Source organism: Nostoc sp. (assembly GCF_036917515.1).
Lineage (GTDB): Bacteria > Cyanobacteriota > Cyanobacteriia > Cyanobacteriales > Nostocaceae > Nostoc.
Window position 1 is genome coordinate 1 of record NZ_JBALDE010000108.1, and the last position, 17828, is coordinate 17828.

Genomic DNA, 17828 nt, shown 5'->3' on the forward strand with positions numbered 1-17828 from the left:
TATGCGGATTAATCGCTTATTGCCATCAACCTAAGAAACCCAGCCTTCAGATGGAGTGGCTTTTATCTCAACCTGCTTAACCCGAACTCAGGTTAGCTAGGTTTCAAGAAAAGTTCAATCTTAATTCTCTTTGTGTTCTTCAAGCTTTATTACTAAAATGCTGCAAAAAATCTCTTTGGCTTTACTCGGAATAACTGCTGTAGTTATGAGTGCAAATCCAGCTAGTGCCGTAAGTTTGAAAGTCAATACCGGTCCGTTTTCTAGCTACGCTGATGCCAAAACTGTCACCTTTGATGATGGCACAGCAAACGATCCCAATGGATTTGTTACTTACTCTAATATTACTAGTAACATTGTTCAAGGTAGCGCATCAGGTCAATACGCCTCACCTTATGGGGATAATACCAAATTTTTAACAATTTCCCCAAAAGGTAGTAATGTTGCAGGCGACAGTGGTTTTGTCAATATAGCCTTCAAACAAGCTGTTAATTACTTCGGTTTTTATGCAGGTTCATTAGATAGTTACAACTATGTTGACATTTACAAAGGCAATCAGTTGTTAAAGAGTTTTAGTGGTGCAGATGTGCCAACTGCTATAGCTGATGGTAGTTGGACTAGCTCTCAAGCTAATATGTTTGTCAATCTTGTAGCTGATACAGGAGAAACATTTGACCGAGTTGTGATGCGCTCAAATGGTATTGCCTTTGAAACAGATAACCACGCTTATAGACTAGCCAAGAGCGTTCCCGAATCTAATACGATGTTAGGTGTGTTAGCAATAGGTGCTTGTGGTATGACTTCACTTTTCAAACGCTCACAACATAAAGCGACAGTGAAAGGATAAATTTATCTGGATATCGGTTGAAAACCCTTAAGGATGTGTCTCTACGTCAAGTATAGAGACACATTTGTTATTTGTCATCCAGTTTTCCTCATGCGTTCCCTTGATGTATAAGTCAGAGGTGCATTTCTACGTGGGACTTAAAGCGATGATTTCATCGGATAAGCCAAAAAAAGAATAATTTGTGGCACTTGGTGGCATTAATTACTATAGTCAAGCCAACCGAGCGCTTATATTCAATAATCAAAATATTATAAAATAATATTACTTTATGCCCTGCTACTCACCTTTTCCTAACAACGTGCTGGAAAAGCGTAATCCCAGAATGATAAGCTAAACAGTGGCATAAATAGGATGAAGTAATAAATGGGTGTTTCTTTAACAACTCCTCATCTCTTACGGGCTGCTCGTGGTGAAGTAGTAGATCGTCCCCCTGTATGGATGATGCGACAAGCGGGACGATATATGAAAGCATATCGAGACTTAAGAGAGAAGTATCCTTCGTTTCGCGATCGCTCAGAAATTCCAGAAGTAGCAATTGAAGTTTCCTTGCAACCGTGGAGAGCTTTCCAACCAGACGGAGTAATTTTATTTTCTGATATTGTCACCCCATTACCTGGTTTGGGCATTGACATGGACATCGCCGAAGGTAAAGGGCCAATCATTCACTCACCTCTCCGCACTCAAGAACAAATTCATAATTTGCATCCTTTAGAACCAGAAGCAGCTCTACCATTTATCAAAACAATTTTGCAAGCGCTACGTTCGGAAGTAGGCGATAAATCAACGGTGTTGGGCTTTGTGGGTGCGCCGTGGACGTTAGCAGCTTATGCAGTGGAAGGAAAAGGTTCTAAAACCTACTCCATGATCAAAAATCTGGCATTTTCAGATCCGACGATACTGCATCAACTGTTAGCTAAATTAGCAGATGCGATCGCCATTTATGCCCGCTACCAAATTGACTCTGGCGCTCAAGTTGTGCAAATGTTCGATTCTTGGGCGGGTCAATTGAGTCCTCAAGATTATGATACCTTTGCTCTCCCCTATCAGCAAAGAGTTTTCCAGCAAGTTAAGCAAACCCATCCTGATACACCTTTGATTTTGCTAGTTAGCGGTAGTGCGGGTGTGTTGGAAAGAATGGGACAATCTGGTGCTGATATTGTCAGTGTAGACTGGGCAGTAGATATGGCAGACGCAAGAGCCAGATTGGGCAAACAAGTCAAAGTTCAAGGAAATCTTGATCCAGGCGTACTATTTGGCTCTAAACAGTTTATCCGCGATCGCATTCTTGATACCGTTCGCAAAGCTGGTAATTGGGGTCACATTCTCAATCTCGGTCACGGTGTCCTCCCAGAAACTCCCGAAGAAAATGTCGCTTTCTTCTTTGAAACCGCAAAGGAACTGAATCTTGCAGGAGTTAAGGGTTAGGAATCATGCAATTTTAGATTTTAGATTTTAGATTTTAGATTTTTCCTTCAATCCAAAATCCAAAATTCAAAATCTAAAATTTCCAGAGTTATAACTTATCAGTTGTGATTCGGAACTTTTAACTTGATTCTTAACTCTTTAGTTTTAACTCCTAAATTTTGAAAAATTCTCTATGAGCCAGAAACGGATTTTAGTGACTGGTGCAAGTGGTTGTGTAGGTCATTATTTAACAGAAGCCTTAATTAAAGAAACAGATCACGAACTGTATTTACTAGTTAGGAACCCAAGCAAACTGCAAGTTGATACCAAGGTACGTTCAAGAATCAACATTTTACAAGGTGATATGCAAAATATTCACCAGTTTGCCGATTTGCTATCCACAATTGATACAGCAATACTCACAGCCACAGCTTGGGGTGGTGATGAGACATTTGATATTAATGTCGTCAAGACTATAGAGTTACTCGAACTGCTAGATCCAGAACGTTGCCAACAGGTGATTTATTTTTCGACAGCTAGCGTTTTGGATCGCTACAATCAACCATTAAAAAAAGCCGGGGAAATAGGGACAGATTACATCCGTTCTAAATATGAGTGCTTAGAGAAAAAAGAAAAATTAGCGATCGCACCCAAAATTACTACAGTATTTCCGACTTTAGTATTGGGTGGTGATGCCAATAAACCCTATTCTCATCTGACGTATGGCATTCCAGAAGTTACGAAATATATTAATTTGATTCGCTTTTTGGAAGCAGATGGCAGTTTTCACTTTATCCACGGACGAGATATTGCCACTGTCGTGCGATATTTGATCAATTGTCCTCCCGAAAGCGATCAACCACGTCGGCTTGTTTTAGGTCAGGTACCATTAACTGCTAATCAAGCAGTGAAAGAAGTTTGTGCTTATCTGGGCAAAAAGATTTACTTTCGCATTCCCATATCTATAGCATTGGCTAATTTGATTATTGTTCTGTTCCGCATTCGGATGGCCGCTTGGGATCGATTTTGCATGAACTATCGGCATTTTACATACGAAAAATTCATCAATCCTGATAGTTTCGGCTTGTCAAATTATTGTGTAACCATGAGTGATGTTTTGAAAATTAGCGGTGTTGAAAAGGCTAAAAATTGATTATAATCTGTCGCTTTTGACAAGGTTTGTAAAATATTAACAGAAAATTCTCCTAATTTTGTAGAGAGCATCTGGGAGTTTTCTCCATTAGCTACTGGCGTAATTGAGTATGGGTGAAGAATGGAAAATTACCTCTTTCCTCTCTGCTCCCCAGTCCCTTGATTTGAGTCAAAAATATCAATGGTAAAATAAAACAACTTTAATAAAAAGTCAATAACTCTTTATTTTCGTTAGAGTGGGATAACAATCAAAGTGTGAGGATTAATACTAGATGCGAATCTTGTTAGTGTATCCAATATTTCCCAAAACCTTTTGGTCTTATGAAAAAATCTTGGAGTTAGTCGATCGCAAGGTTTTATTACCACCTCTGGGTTTAGTAACAGTAGCCGCGATTTTGCCCCAAGAATGGGAATTCAAGCTGGTTGATCGCAACATCCGCCCCGCAACAGAAGCAGAATGGGCGTGGGCAGATATAGTAATTCTCTCTGCGATGATTGTCCAGAAACAAGATTTGCTTGAGCAAATTCAGGAAGCAAAAAAACGTGGCAAGTTAGTTGCAGTTGGCGGCCCTTACCCCACCTCTGTACCTGACGAAGTTGAAAATGTTGGCGCAGATTTTCTGATTCTGGATGAAGGAGAAATCACGCTGCCCATGTTTATTGAGGCAATAAAAAGGGGAGACACATCTGGCACTTTCCGCGCCACAGAAAAACCTGATGTCACAAGTACACCAATACCCCGCTTTGATTTATTAGAATTGAACGCTTATGATATGATGTCGGTGCAGTTTTCGCGTGGGTGTCCCTTCCAGTGCGAATTTTGCGACATTATTGTTCTCTACGGGCGCAAACCGCGCACCAAAACCCCAGCCCAATTGTTAGCAGAGTTAGATTATCTCTATGAATTGGGTTGGCGACGGGGTGTGTTCATGGTGGATGACAACTTTATTGGCAACAAGCGAAATGTGAAGTTGTTGCTGAAAGAGTTAAAAGTCTGGATGGCAAAACACAAATATCCCTTCCGATTTGACACAGAAGCTTCAGTTGACTTGGCACAAGACCAAGAAATGTTGGAGTTGATGGTTGAGTGTGGTTTCTCAGCGGTGTTTTTGGGAATCGAAACGCCAGATGAAGATAGTTTGCAAATGACCAAGAAGTTTCAAAATACTCGCAGTTCCCTAACTGAGGCGGTGCAAACCATCATCAAAGCGGGATTGCGCCCAATGGCTGGGTTTATTATTGGATTTGATGGCGAAAAAGCAGGTGCAGGCGATCGCATTGTCCGCTTTGCTGAACAAGCAGCAATTCCCTCAACTACCTTTGCCATGTTACAAGCGTTACCTAATACTGCACTTTGGCATCGCCTGAAAAAGGAAGGGCGATTACGAGAAAATCAAGATGGCAACATCAATCAAACAACATTGATGAACTTCCTGCCCACCCGTCCCCTAGAAGAACTTGCGCGAGAATATATTGAAGCATTCTGTTCTTTATACGATCCGGTACAGTATTTAGATCGCACCTATCGCTGTTTCTTGATGATGGGCTTGCCGAGTTGGAAAGCCCCAGCAAAAATGCCAGAGTGGTTAGTTGTAAAAGCGTTGCTGATTGTGATTTGGCGACAAGGAATCAAACGGGAAACCCGCTGGAAATTCTGGCATCATTTGTTCAGTATTTTCAAGCGTAACCCTGGAGTTATTGAACATTACATTTCTGCTTGCGCCCACAACGAGCATTTTCTGGAGTATCGCCAAATTGTCCGCGATCAAATTGAAAGTCAGCTAGCTGAGTATTTAGCACAAGGTGCAGAAAAGCCTTATGTCCTAGTGAAAGAAAAAGCTGAGGAAAAAGTTGAAGCGGTAGTTAGTTAAGGTTGGTAATGGGTAATAGTAAATAAATTACTTATTACCCGTTTTCAATTAAAATTATACAAATCCAATATTTAAGTTTAAATTACTTTACGACCATACGTTTAAAATAGTAACGCAAGTTGCTAGTTAGTGTCCCTGAATCATATCTTTATGATACAAAATCAGCATTTTGAAGTATTTCTAGGCACCAAAATTTAATATTTTGTACTTAAAAAGAGGCGCTTTTTTATAACTAGTAACTTGCGTTAGTATTCTTCTAACTTGATTGGCAGAGGGAGAAGTGGTGTCAATACAGAAAGCAAGTATTGACAGAAGGTTGTAACATCAAAAGGCCACACAGGAAAATCATTAGTCAATGTGTAGATAGAACGCAATTTTTGAGGTTTAGTAGCTTCTTTCTTCAAGGTTTCTCCATCGCTCAGGTGAGTAAACTATTTCAGACTTGTGTATATACCGTAGACCTGTAAGGAGGGGAGACTTTGACGTAAGCCAAAGGCGGCATGGAACTATTTTATTTATGCATCACTTTAATTCTTTGATCTGCTGAAATATTTTAGCCATTAAATTCTAACTGCATTTATTATAAAAATTAAATTTTTATAATTAGTAGAGTTTTAATTTTTATTGTTAGCAATTACTTAATTAAGTTAATAACATATTTTCAACACAAGTGTATTAGTTGAATTATCTTTTATACTAATAAAGCTAAAATAATCTATGAAAAAAGCCTCAATTACTCACCATTTTTTGATTATAATTATTAACTTGTGAATATAGCGGTTAATCAGGATATAAAAAAATCAGCAACATGGCTAAAATTATCGTTACTGGAGTCGCAGGCTTTATTGGTTCTCATCTTGCACAAACATTGCTACAAAAAGGAAACAAAGTGATCGGGATTGATGAATTCAATGATTATTACGATCCTATGTTAAAGCGAAACAATATTGCACACTTGTATCGTTTACCTGGTTTTGCATTAATTGAAGGAGATATACAGTTTTTAGATTGGCAGAAACTCCTAAAAGATGTTGATGTAGTTTACCATCAAGCGGCACAAGCAGGGGTCAGAGCAAGTTGGGGTAAAGCTTTTCGAGGCTATACAGAACGAAATGTTAACGCTACACAAGTTTTGCTGGAAGCAGCTAAAGATGCTAAATACTTAAAAAGATTAGTGTTTGCCTCTTCATCTAGTGTATATGGTGATGCAGAAACATTACCTACTCATGAGAGAATTTGTCCTCAACCAGTTTCTCCTTACGGTATTACAAAGCTAGCAGCAGAGTTTTTGTGTGAACTGTATTACAAAAACTTTGGTGTGCCCTGTGTAACATTGCGCTATTTCACAGTCTATGGACCCAAACAGCGCCCAGATATGGCATTTCATAAGTTTTTTCAATCCATTTTGTACGATGAGGTGATTCCTATTTACGGCGATGGCCAGCAAACGCGGGAGTTTACATTTGTTAGTGATATTGTCGCCGCTAATTTAGCTGCCGCTACTATACCCCAAGCAGTGGGAGAAATCTTTAATATCGGTGGTGGTAGCAGGGTGGTTTTAGCAGAAGTCTTAAATACGATTGAAGAAATTGTCGGGAAGCCAATCAAGAGAAACCACATAGAAAAAGCGATGGGAGACGCCCGCCACACAGCTGCTGATGTATCTAAAGCGCAGAAAATTCTTGGATATCAGCCGCAAGTCTCCTTAAGAGAGGGTTTGATACAAGAATGGGAGTGGGTGAAATCTTTGTATTCCCTATCTTCCTAATTTTTCTTATCTTTTTAACCTTCACTTCTTATTAGTGGAATAAGTAGGTGGGCGTAAATATTTATTGTTGGGATAAGGCAGGAGGCAGAAAGGAAGAAGGTTTTAGCCTCCTTCATTATCCCTTGTTTTATTCCCATGATTGAAATTCATCAATGGCGCTACGAATTAAGGAAGTTATTTGAGCGCGACGGGTTTCAAAGTTAGCGGCGATGTAAATCAGTAAGATGCCAACTAGCAAGCCAACAACCCATTTTAAAAAGGAGTATTGCAAGCTGAAAATTACCGATTGATAGATTGTAGTAATTAAAAAAGTGGCTGTACCAATGTAGAGAAAAGCCCGCACTTGTAAAGCTAATCCAGCAAAAATGGCGATGAGGCTGAGAATCCCCGGTATCCAAGCTGCATTTTGATGAAATAAAATTGCCCATCCACAAATTAAACCACTACCTAGCACTCTCAGAATATGGCGAGGGGTTTTATACTCTGGTAGCCTCAGTTGAGAATCGATTTGAGCAATATACAGCAGTGATAACCCAATGGGTGTTACATACCATAAATCATCAGTTAGATGTAAGGAATTAAACCAACGATAAAGCGCCCAATCAATGAGCGCCACACTAATATAGGTGAAACGGATGTTTTCACTAACCTTTGCAAGGAAGATGTAAAATCCATCTGCGATTATCAAGGTAATGGGGTAAGTTTGCAGTCTGGTTTCCCATAAAATTATCAATGGTATAACGTAGGCAGCTTGTTGCCAAGGTCTTTTAGACCAACCCCAACTTTCCCAAGGTAGAATGTACAGAAAGTAGGCTACTACACAAGCGATCGCACCATTCCAAGGAACTAATGGCCCAGCCCAAAATCGCCCTACTGCTGTCTCCCGCCAATAAATCCTTATGCCGGCTACCTCTAATAAGCTAAGGTAAACCCACATTTCGGCGATTGTAATTCCTCTGAAGAAACTGGGTGAAGTGCGTGAATTTCGTCCCTGAAAGATGGCATAGCGAATCAAAAATACCCCAGTTGCCAATCCCAGCAAACGGTTAATTCCAATGGGTGTAGTAATAGCAGCCATTAATAAACAGCTACTCCAAGCCCAATGAATATGGGCAACTCTTTTCAATTCTTGAGGAGTTAGGCGTAAGTAGCTGACAAGCCAAGGCGACAGAATGCGGTAAGCATACATGATACTTGCGCCAAGGGCAGACATGGCAATTAATCCATCACCTAATGCTCCTCCTGAAGCTTGTGACATTTGATAAAACAAAAGTTCGTAAGCAGAAATTGATACGCCAATAATCCCTAAATACAACAAGGGTTTAAAGTTTTCGCGCCGTCGCCCCACGCCAATAACAATTAATGCTACACCCAAGGAATACAAACCTGTCCACTCGGTGAAGGTGTTCAAACGCAGCAATACACTGAATGCACCATAAATTAATGGCAAAATATGCAAGCTGCTAGGAAACCTTTCTAATTGATGTCGTCGCCACCACCACTCGCCGACAAGTTGAGTAATTAAACCCAAAGCGATGTTTACGATTGCAATTCTCACAATTGAGCGTTCTTCCAACCCTAACACCTGAGCAATCAACAATTCCAAACACCAACCAATTCCATAAAATGCCCAATTTGTTGGTTCTCGCCAACTGCGATAAACAATGGCTGCCAAGGTTATTGCAGTGGCAATTAAGAACAAAAATCCTGAAGTATTAAATCCTTGGGAAATCAGCACTGAGTGCAGCGTCAAACTCAACAATTCCAAACCACACAAAGCCATCGCCCATTTATCGCTAGCGGCGGCATAGATAACTGCTAATTCGTTACTGCGTCGGCTTAAAACAGTGCGCGCTAACCATAGACTGAGAGTGGCGATCGCTCCAGCAACAAACCAACCTGCTACCGCTAGGCGAGGTAAACCAGGCATACCTGTCCACAGCAGCACCCCAATGAAACTTAAAACAAATCCTTCTGTAATTAACGCAGATACTTGGTTTCGCAAATAGCGCGTATTTGCAAACATCAATCCAGCACCTACAGCCAAACCGATTAATCTGATTCCTGGTAATTGTAAAGTCACTAGCTGGGCAACTATCACAGCCAAGACACTCAAGTAACGGCTAGTAAGCCGCCGCTCGATAATTGTGGCATTGGCAACACCTGTCAAAGCTAAAGGCGTAACTAGCCATAAAACTCCCCAATCAGATCGGTTATCAGCGATGCCAAACCAAGATGATTCTGCATTCATCCACAAAAGGAAAAAACTCGCTGCAGCTAGTCCTAAACCGATGTCCCATGCACTACGTTGCCATAGTCCTTCCTCTAAGCTAAATCGCCATTCTGCAACCATGAGAGCCAATAAAATACTTGCCCAGGCTTGTTGAGTCAGGCTGGGGAATAACCAATTAATGGTAAAGCAAAACGTCAGCACCCCCATGATGTGAGTTAGGTATACCAGGGGAAGGGATAAGGGGGAGCGACGTTGAGTAACGAATGCGAGAGTAGCGGTAGAAAATAGCAGATTTAGCGATCGCAATGTGGGATTTACTATAGCGATCGTTGTTAAAAAAGCTCCAAATAACAGAGCGAGCAGTTCGCCAAATTTAGCTAATTCTCGCTTTTGGCTGCGATACAAACTATCTGTAAGCGCCACCATCAAAATTACGTAGGGAAATAAAACTATACCCAGTAGCGCCCAAGGTTCATTTTGAGAATTGGTGAGTTGAGTACCAGTTGCGATCGCTAATTTCTGTAAGTTATCAGGTACTAATCGCCAACCTAGCCAAATCGTCTCTAAGCCGATGACGAAAACCGCTACAAAGTCTCGCTTTAAACTGTACCACCGCAAGCGACTCCCTACAAACCACAAACCCAAACCACTGACAGCTATTGCTTGCCAAGGATAATTTACTACCGATACCACCCAACCCAAAAAGAGTAAAACGCTCCCAAGTCTTTCCCAGAGTAAAGAGTAGAGCGGCAAAGAAGCAAAATTTTCTGTTTGCTCCCCTGCTCCCCTGCTCCCCTGCTCCCCTGCCCTCCTCCTTCCCTGCTGTGTTAACCAAGTCATCAACCAGCCGCAAATGCCAATAGCTAACCCCAACAGTGTGACATCTACCTTGATAACAAAAATTGCTCGCACCAACAATACTATTAAAGAATAAATAATTACAGCAGCAGGTAAGCTAATACTTAACCTACGGCGATCATCGCTGACAGTATGAGGCTGTTGGAAAAGATTGTGATAAACGGTAATGATAGTTGTGCTGATAGTTGCCAGATAAACAGCAATTAAGGGAAATCCTCTTAATTGCCAACCCCAATGCAGATAACTCAGCCCCAGAATATTTACCAGAGGTAATTTGCCAGTATGTAAATTGGTAAAAATAGTCCGATTTTTGGAGAGTAAAACAGTTATAGCAGTGAGGGTAGGACAGGCGATCGCAACTACAATCCAATCCATAGGATTTTGCCACAACCGAAAGCTATCCATTGCCCAAAAATTCACTGGCACTAATAAAAGAGTAGCAATCAGCAATGTCTGAGCCGTCAAGCTGAGGTTATTTTGCCTAATTGCCCAAAAGCTTAATCCCCAAAAACTCAAAGTATAAGCAAGTAAAACCCCGTATTGCCCAGAAGCAGGAAACCTGGCCCATTGACTAGCAGCCAGTACCCCAGAAGATACGACTACCAAGAAAACCCCTAGAAAAAGTAGCCAACGGACACTCAGTTCTGCACCCAAGGACTGCAACATTGTGCCGATGAAGTTGGGTTTAGCTGGTTTTTGTTGTAGTTGTTTACCGCTACTAGCTTGTAAAACTGCTACGGGCAACTGCTGCACAGGGTCAGAAGTTGCAAATACTACCTTTGTTTGAGCTTCAGCCTGGGGTTGCAACACCACTGCACACACTAGAAACTCTCGACATAACTGCCTGACTTGGACATCAGATATTAGACCTAAACGCAGCCATATATCCAGTCCTTCTAATAATTGAGGATGGGAAGACGGCAGTCTGATTTCAATTTTTAGCAGGCGCTCAAGGGGCGATGACATAAGCGGCAGCAGTACAAGTATATACTTAAATTATTTGTTTAATTAAAGTATATTTTTGCTATAACTGTACCACTTATAAGGCTAATTGATATTAATTTTTAACCCAATACAGTTTAGATAACCCCAAAACCCTAATGTAGAGACGTGATTTATCGTGTCTTAGTGATTTATCGCGTCTTGAAAGACTAATTATCTACACCAATAACCCTTAACCCAAGCATATTGATTTTTAACATACAAGCGATATTCAAATGCCAACTATCTGCTTTTATTTTCCACCTTGCAGTCTCCTAACCGCTAAATGTGCCCGTATCCTTAGTTTAATTAGGTTTTGTTATTTTCCAGAGAAAGTCGTCTACCTGCTGTAACTTTGAGTTATAAACTTTTTCAACTCCAGCTTTTAAGAAATCAGACGGCTCGAACAAGAACAAAAATATGTCAGTAAAGCCATTATTAATTTCTGGTAACTGATTTTTTCCTACAATTTGAAATTGCACTTTTTGATCGATTAATTTACTAAGTACTTGTAGCGGTGGAAAAAGGTTATCCTGATCACTAATTAAAAGCGGTTTTTTACCTTGATTAATAATATTAGCAATTTTCGGATATTCTTGGTATTTTTCAGGGAATTGGTTCCACCAAATCTGCGCTTGAGAGTGAACCATACAAGATACAACTCCACCCATAATTACCATAAACGCTACAAGTGACCAAAACTTTTTTTGCCAAGCTTTAGTATAAACAGACGCGATCTTAGTGGTAAATAGGTAAGCAACAGCTAACTGTATACCTAAAACAGAAGGAAGTGTATATCGACTAGTAGCAAATCGCTTTTGAAAGACGAAATCTGTTATCAGTAAAGGAAGCCCTAGAGATCCAATCAAAGTTAAGACAAATAACCAAACTTTTTTAGAGGTTTTTCGACATACAAAATAAATGGAGTAGCTGATTAAAGCTAAAATAATTAAAATAAAAGGAATTAAGACAAACTTAAGTTTTCCTGGTTCATTAGGACTAATACCTAAATCAAGAAACGCACGACTAAAGATACCAGCCCACCTTGTAGCTGACATCAATAATGTTTGTTTAGTATTCGCCCAAGTGACTGCTTCTGGCTGAGGATTGGTAATAATAATCCAAATCCAAGGTAGAAAAGTTATAAACCCTGCAAACAATGATAGCACGTAGGAAATCGATATTTTACTCAATCGGAAACCTTCGATTACAACTATATAAATTCCCTGTGCTAAAGCAACAAAGGTAAAAAATAGATGAGTATAGAACCCTATTGATAATGTTGCCACATAAATACACCAACTAACATTTGTTTGAAGGCGCATGGCTCGTAGTAGTGCTACGCTCGATAGTAATATGGCTACTATCCCTAAACTATACGATCGCGCTTCTTGTGCATACACGATATGAATAGGTGAAATAGCTACTAACCCGATGGCTATCCACCCTACTAGTGAAGACTCAAATAATTCTTGACATAGCCAATAAAAACAAGGAAAGGTAAGCAGACTAATAAATGCCGAAAAACTTCTGATCGCTGCTATAGAATTGCCAAAGCACTCTACCCAAAACTGGGTAATCAAAATGTATAGTGGCAAAATCTGTGAGTCTTCTAAAATAAGCCCTTTAATTGTATCAAATACATTTTTTTCAGGATTAGGATGCTGGTATTTATGTAAATCTTCTATGCCAATCAAACGACCATCACTTAATTGCGTTTTCATTTCTGACTGCGTATAGCCAGATATACGTAATGATGAAAAAACTTCATCACCCCAATAAATTTTTTTATCAATATTGACGAAGCGAAAAAATACGCCTATTACTAATAGGATAATAATTAAAAAGCGTAACCAATATTTAGAAATAGTCCATTTCTGTGATCGTTGCTTTTTCATATAGTTTTTAATTTAATTAAAACCTTAATCAACGTTTCTAAAAAGGCAACTCATAATTTGTTATTAGCCTAGTGCTAATGAAAAAATAAAATTAGTATCTTGAAATAGTAAATTTGACTAAAATTAAGATTTATTTATATATTTTACAAATGAAAAAATAAATATTAAGTATTATTTTATTTTTAACCAGTATTTATTTTGCAGCTTTGGGCAAAACTATACTTATAGTAAATATAATTGTTTCTTTGTCATCTTATAGTATAAATTAATCAATCAATAAAATACTAGTGTTACAAATAAAAAGATTTTACAAAGTTTATATAAAAGTATTATAAATACGCCTGTGAGTAGCGAAGATACAGAGAGGCTATTGTGGAATCGTTGTAAGTTCGAAAAAAGGCACTTGTAGCAAAAATTTAGTGCTTGCTCTATACACATTTAATTAGATAGCTTGCTTTTTACCTCCGGTAAGAAGCTTCTTAATCTGTGTTGCGAATTTTAACTTGCCCTTGCTTGGACTAAATTGACCGTTGTTCGAGCAGTCTAAAATACTGTCAATATATACTACGGTAAATCGATTGATTTATAGTATTATAATTTAAATTGCGATCGCTTGCGAACACCGCCCTATCGATTAAATTATGGAGAATTGACATGAGCAACAAACACATTGAAGTCAAACAGGTAGCAGGTTTCATCGGTGCTGAAATCAGCGGTGTAGACCTGTCGCGTCCTTTGCACGATGATGCAGTCAAAGAAATTCGTCAAGCACTATTGAAGTGGAAAGTCGTGTTCTTTCGCGGTCAAAACATCGATCATGCGGCACAGATTGCATTCACGGCTCGTTTCGGCGAAGTGACTTACGCACATCCCCACGAAGATGAGCCGATTGAAGGCTTCTCAGAAATCCTGCCCATTGACCGCAGCCGTTACGAGCGGCGCAATGGTCTGCGCCGTTCCAGCTACGAGAGCCGTTGGCACACCGATGTCACAGCAGTTGTTAACCCACCTGCGGCGTCAATTTTGCGTGCGGTTAACGTCCCTAGCTTTGGTGGTGACACACAATGGACAAATCTAGTTGCAGCCTATGAGGGTCTGTCAGCACCCCTGCGAGCCTTGGCAGACACATTAAAAGCCGAACATCGCTTCAATGCGCGTTTGAATTTGCCCAGCAACAGCAAGATTGCCCAGCGCATTGCAGCCAATCCCCTGGTTTCAATCCATCCAGTAGTAAGGGTTCATCCTGAGACAGGTGAACGTGCATTGTACGTCAACCCAGGCTTCACCTCGCACATTATCGACGTATCACGACAAGAGAGCGATCTGCTGCTTGAGTTATTCTTCAACCAGATCACCAAGCCCGCCTATACCACCCGCTTTCGCTGGAATAACGGTGACATTGCGTTCTGGGACAACCGCGCCACCTCCCATTTAGCCCCTCAAGACTTGGATCATCTGGAAGTCGAGCGCGTCCTCTATCGCACCACCATTACGGGTGATGTTCCAGTTGGTCCCGATGGTTTCCGATCACAAGTGGTTGAAGGTGAGGCGTTCAACAGCGAACTACCAACCGTATTGAAGAACAAAGCTGACAAGTTGGAAGCAGTACCAGCGCTTTCATAATCTACAGAACAGTAAACAAGGGCTGCGAAATCTGTTCGTAGCCCGGTTTACCTACTTCAGTATCTAGCGAAATATCAATTTATTTGCGTAGCATTAAGAAATTTTTACAGCAACTTCTCTTGAGTGAATAGGGATGTCTATGAGAGACTACGCCTACGCCAAAGCAATAGTTCACAAACATCACCACAGCCTATTCCCTGGCAATAACTATATCGTTGGACTTAATAACAGCATAAGCTTCTTTCCCTTCAGACAAATCCAACTCTTCTACCGATACTCTGGTGATAATTGAAGTTAACTCAACTTTGTGAACAATCTCTAGCGTTACTTCACTATTAACGGCTCCAGTAACAACTCGCTTAACAACACCCTTGAGAATATTGCGAGAGCTAACTTTGAGTGGTTTCTTTTGAAGACTAATTTCTATCTCAGGCATTTGAGTGTAGATATCTTCCTCTTCTATGTTTATGGATGGTAGCAAGTTTGATGGTGAAGAGTGTTGATTAAGACCACGTACCAGTTCCCGGAGAATCTCGGTCTTAGTTCGCTGAGATTGGCCACAAAACTCTTCCAAAATCTTTCGCTCCTCTTCTGAGGTTTGGAATGTGACCCACCCTTGTTCTTTTCTAGGCATATTTACTACTAATTTAGTTGGTTAAATGTTGGTAATTTTTGGTACTATTTTACCTAGCATCAATTTTATGGAAGAAACCTTTCAAACGCCTTTTCTATGAAAAGAAGACAAATTTTTGGCTTCCTGGGTATAGCGATCGCTGGCTTGCTGCTAGCATTTGGTTTACCACTGATTACTCCTTCTCCTGTAATAGCACAGTCGAACAACAGCATACTCGTGTCCGCGGCTGCCAGCTTAAAAGAAGCGCTGGAAGAAATTAAGCCTTTGTACCAACAAAGTAAATCAAATATCAATATTAGTTATAATTTTGGGGCTTCTGGTGCCTTGCAGCAACAGATTGAGCAAGGTGCGCCAGCGGATATCTTTATTTCTGCTGGCAAAAAGCAAGTGGATGCTTTGGAAGAAAAAGGACTGTTGCTACCAGGTAGCCGTACTAACCTAGCAAATAACCGTCTAGTCTTGATTGTGGCTCAGGATGTTGTTGGCATCAGTAGCTTCTACAATTTAACAGATAGTAAGATTAAAAAAATTGCGATCGGTGAACCCAGAAGCGTACCTGCCGGTCAATATGGCGAGCAAGTCTTAAAGAAATTGAAACTTTATGATCGCCTCAAGTCGAAATTTGTCTTTGCTAACAATGTGCGTCAAGTTTTAGCAGCAGTAGAAAGTGGTAATGCTGAAGCAGGTTTAGTTTATGCCACAGATGCCAAAATTTCCAACAAGGTAAAAGTCGTAGTCGCTGCTGATGATAAATTTCACTCGCCGATTGTCTATCCGGTAGCAATAATTAAAAGCAGTAAAAATCCTTCTGCTGCCAAAGAATTTGTCCAGTTTTTATCTGGCAGTCAAGTCAAAACTGTACTCAGAAAATATGGGTTTATTGTGAGTTAAAATTAGGGGCTTAAGCCCCTTGTCTTGTTAATTGAAATTTAAGAAGCTGTGGACTGTAATTTTTCTAGTCGTGCCAGCACTTCTGAACTGTGAATAGTTGGGTTGATTTTGACAAAAGTCTCGCGCAAGACACCTTGAGGATCGATGATGAAACTATGGCGCATAGATAAAAAGCCGAGCCACGAACCGTAAGCTTTACTCACTGAACCATCTGTGTCAGCCAACAGAGGGAATTTTAGTCCTTCTGAATCACAAAATTTGGCGTGGGAATCAATGTTATCAGCACTAACGCCAATAATCTGAGCGTTTTTTTCAAGGTATTGGGGTAAGTCTTGCTGAAAACGACGAGCCTCTATAGTACAACCAGAGGTGAAGTCTTTAGGATAAAAGTACAAGACTAGCCATTTACCGCGCAAGTCAGAGAGGGAAATTTTGCCATCGCCTGTGTTGGTTGGCAAAGTAAACTCTGGTGCAGGTTGATTAATTGCCGGAAGTTTACCACCAAGAGCATTAGCAACAGGGGTAAAATTCAGCCAGATGATGATAGAAATACAGCTGGCAAATAATATACTTAAAAAAATGTAGCGGGAAATCATGGTGAAAACCAGAATCACAACTTTACACAAGTTTACAATTTTTTGTTGCGAGAAATCTTATTCTAAGTGAGATTCGGGAGGGGTATCTGTGCTTTCGATATATTGACTATCTAGGAGAAAGACCCCCCTAGTAAAGCGAATACCCCAATATCCACCGGGTCTGCGGTCAACGACTATACCTTCCTCGCCCATGTGAATTACATTAGGAGGGCGTAGCATGGGCATAGGTTCAGCAGTTTTGACATAAGCTGGTAGCGCCACAACACGGACTTTACTACCAATTGCGAATTCTTTTGACATTTTAATCAAGCGGAGTTTTGATTAACTCATAACTCAAAACTAGCTTGAAAGTCTACTAAATTGAGCAGGAGAATAAATAGGGAAAGGGAAAGGGGATGAAGTTTTTCCCCTTTCCGCATCTTCTGCAAGAAGTCTATAGAATTCTTATTTTTTAAAAAATGATTATTGAGGATTGCCTTGTTGACGGCGTGAAGGAGCATTTTGACGGAATTGCTCTAATTTTTGACGCTGTTCCGAGGTTAAGACTGCTTGAATCTGTTGTTTTTCAGACTCGCGAATTTGTCGCATTTGAGTTTTTTGTGCTTCAGTTAGATTTAAGTCAGCAAAACCACCCTTTCCTCGACGTTGACCGGGTTGCCGTTGACCTGTTTGCCCCTGAGCCTTACGGGCTTGCCATTCAGCCCGCCGTGCTTGTTTCGCTGCCTCTAATTTTGCCTTTTGTTCTGGGGTCAAAACTGCTTCAAATTTGCTGCGGCTATCACGGCGAATCGTCTGAATTTGGTTTTTTTGGGCATCTGTTAGACCCAAATCTTTCCAAGGGCCTCTTTCTTTTTGTGGAGTTTGTGCAAGTAAGACGGGTGAAGGAGAGGCTGTTTGAGCGTGAACAGCAAAGGAAGTTGCAGTTAAAGTTAAGGCGATTGCGGAAGCAACTAGCGATAATGCTTTGAGTTTCATTACTTGTCTGGTGGGTTTTTCCTGGTTGGATGCCACCATCATAAAAACTTATCTTCAGCAGTTACATGAGGAGAAAGTCATGATTCTATCCATGACTTTA

General features: G+C 40.4%; 14 protein-coding genes. 7 read left to right on the top strand and 7 right to left on the bottom strand.

The window, feature by feature from the left end:
* Window positions 1-157: 157 nt before the first annotated feature.
* The 4 genes from V7K89_RS13910 (at window position 158) to V7K89_RS13925 (ending at window position 5271) form a co-directional block, all read left to right on the top strand.
* Window positions 158-844 carry an Npun_F0296 family exosortase-dependent surface protein gene (locus tag V7K89_RS13910; RefSeq protein WP_335187974.1) on the top strand — a complete coding sequence of 229 codons (687 nt, stop codon included), beginning with the start codon at window positions 158-160 and terminating at the stop codon, window positions 842-844.
* Between the two features lie 363 nt (window positions 845-1207).
* Window positions 1208-2269, top strand: a complete 1062-nt coding sequence (gene hemE / locus V7K89_RS13915; RefSeq protein WP_335187976.1) for a uroporphyrinogen decarboxylase — start codon at window positions 1208-1210, stop codon at window positions 2267-2269.
* Window positions 2270-2441: 172 nt separating this feature from the next.
* Window positions 2442-3401: an NAD-dependent epimerase/dehydratase family protein gene (locus V7K89_RS13920; RefSeq protein WP_335187978.1), complete on the top strand. Its 960-nt coding sequence runs from the start codon at window positions 2442-2444 to the stop codon at window positions 3399-3401.
* A 271-nt stretch (window positions 3402-3672) separates the two neighbouring features.
* The gene (locus V7K89_RS13925; protein ID WP_335187980.1) at window positions 3673-5271 is read left to right on the top strand and encodes a B12-binding domain-containing radical SAM protein; all 1599 of its coding nucleotides are present in this window, start codon (window positions 3673-3675) and stop codon (window positions 5269-5271) included.
* 245 nt (window positions 5272-5516) lie between these two features.
* Here V7K89_RS13925 and V7K89_RS13930 read toward each other — a convergent pair whose 3' ends face one another.
* On the bottom strand, window positions 5517-5675 hold the full coding sequence (locus V7K89_RS13930; RefSeq protein ID WP_335187982.1) for a hypothetical protein: 159 nt from the start codon (window positions 5673-5675) through the stop codon (window positions 5517-5519).
* Window positions 5676-6079: 404 nt separating this feature from the next.
* Here V7K89_RS13930 and V7K89_RS13935 point away from each other — a divergent pair, with 404 nt between their 5' ends.
* On the top strand, window positions 6080-7039 hold the full coding sequence (locus tag V7K89_RS13935) for an NAD-dependent epimerase/dehydratase family protein (protein WP_335187984.1): 960 nt from the start codon (window positions 6080-6082) through the stop codon (window positions 7037-7039).
* 127 nt (window positions 7040-7166) lie between these two features.
* Here V7K89_RS13935 and V7K89_RS13940 read toward each other — a convergent pair whose 3' ends face one another.
* Both V7K89_RS13940 and V7K89_RS13945 read right to left on the bottom strand, forming a co-directional pair.
* Window positions 7167-11096 (bottom strand): DUF2157 domain-containing protein, encoded by a 3930-nt coding sequence (locus tag V7K89_RS13940; RefSeq protein ID WP_335187986.1) that lies wholly within the window; start codon window positions 11094-11096, stop codon window positions 7167-7169.
* A 320-nt stretch (window positions 11097-11416) separates the two neighbouring features.
* The gene (locus tag V7K89_RS13945) at window positions 11417-13009 is read right to left on the bottom strand and encodes a glycosyltransferase family 39 protein (protein ID WP_335187988.1); all 1593 of its coding nucleotides are present in this window, start codon (window positions 13007-13009) and stop codon (window positions 11417-11419) included.
* Between the two features lie 654 nt (window positions 13010-13663).
* Here V7K89_RS13945 and V7K89_RS13950 point away from each other — a divergent pair.
* Window positions 13664-14632, top strand: a complete 969-nt coding sequence (locus V7K89_RS13950) for a TauD/TfdA dioxygenase family protein (RefSeq protein WP_335187990.1) — start codon at window positions 13664-13666, stop codon at window positions 14630-14632.
* A 190-nt stretch (window positions 14633-14822) separates the two neighbouring features.
* Here V7K89_RS13950 and V7K89_RS13955 read toward each other — a convergent pair whose 3' ends face one another.
* Complete coding sequence (locus V7K89_RS13955; RefSeq protein ID WP_335187992.1) at window positions 14823-15266, bottom strand: TOBE domain-containing protein; 444 nt, start codon at window positions 15264-15266, stop codon at window positions 14823-14825.
* 96 nt (window positions 15267-15362) lie between these two features.
* On the opposite strand from V7K89_RS13955, the gene modA reads away from it, so the two are divergent.
* The gene (modA, locus tag V7K89_RS13960; RefSeq protein ID WP_335187994.1) at window positions 15363-16157 is read left to right on the top strand and encodes a molybdate ABC transporter substrate-binding protein; all 795 of its coding nucleotides are present in this window, start codon (window positions 15363-15365) and stop codon (window positions 16155-16157) included.
* 38 nt (window positions 16158-16195) lie between these two features.
* Here modA and V7K89_RS13965 read toward each other — a convergent pair whose 3' ends face one another.
* From V7K89_RS13965 to V7K89_RS13975, 3 genes are all read right to left on the bottom strand, one after another.
* Complete coding sequence (locus V7K89_RS13965) at window positions 16196-16753, bottom strand: peroxiredoxin (RefSeq protein WP_335187996.1); 558 nt, start codon at window positions 16751-16753, stop codon at window positions 16196-16198.
* Window positions 16754-16810: 57 nt separating this feature from the next.
* Window positions 16811-17053, bottom strand: a complete 243-nt coding sequence (gene sipA / locus V7K89_RS13970; protein ID WP_335187997.1) for a regulatory protein SipA — start codon at window positions 17051-17053, stop codon at window positions 16811-16813.
* Between the two features lie 162 nt (window positions 17054-17215).
* Window positions 17216-17728: a Spy/CpxP family protein refolding chaperone gene (locus V7K89_RS13975; RefSeq protein WP_335188040.1), complete on the bottom strand. Its 513-nt coding sequence runs from the start codon at window positions 17726-17728 to the stop codon at window positions 17216-17218.
* Window positions 17729-17828 lie beyond the last annotated feature (100 nt).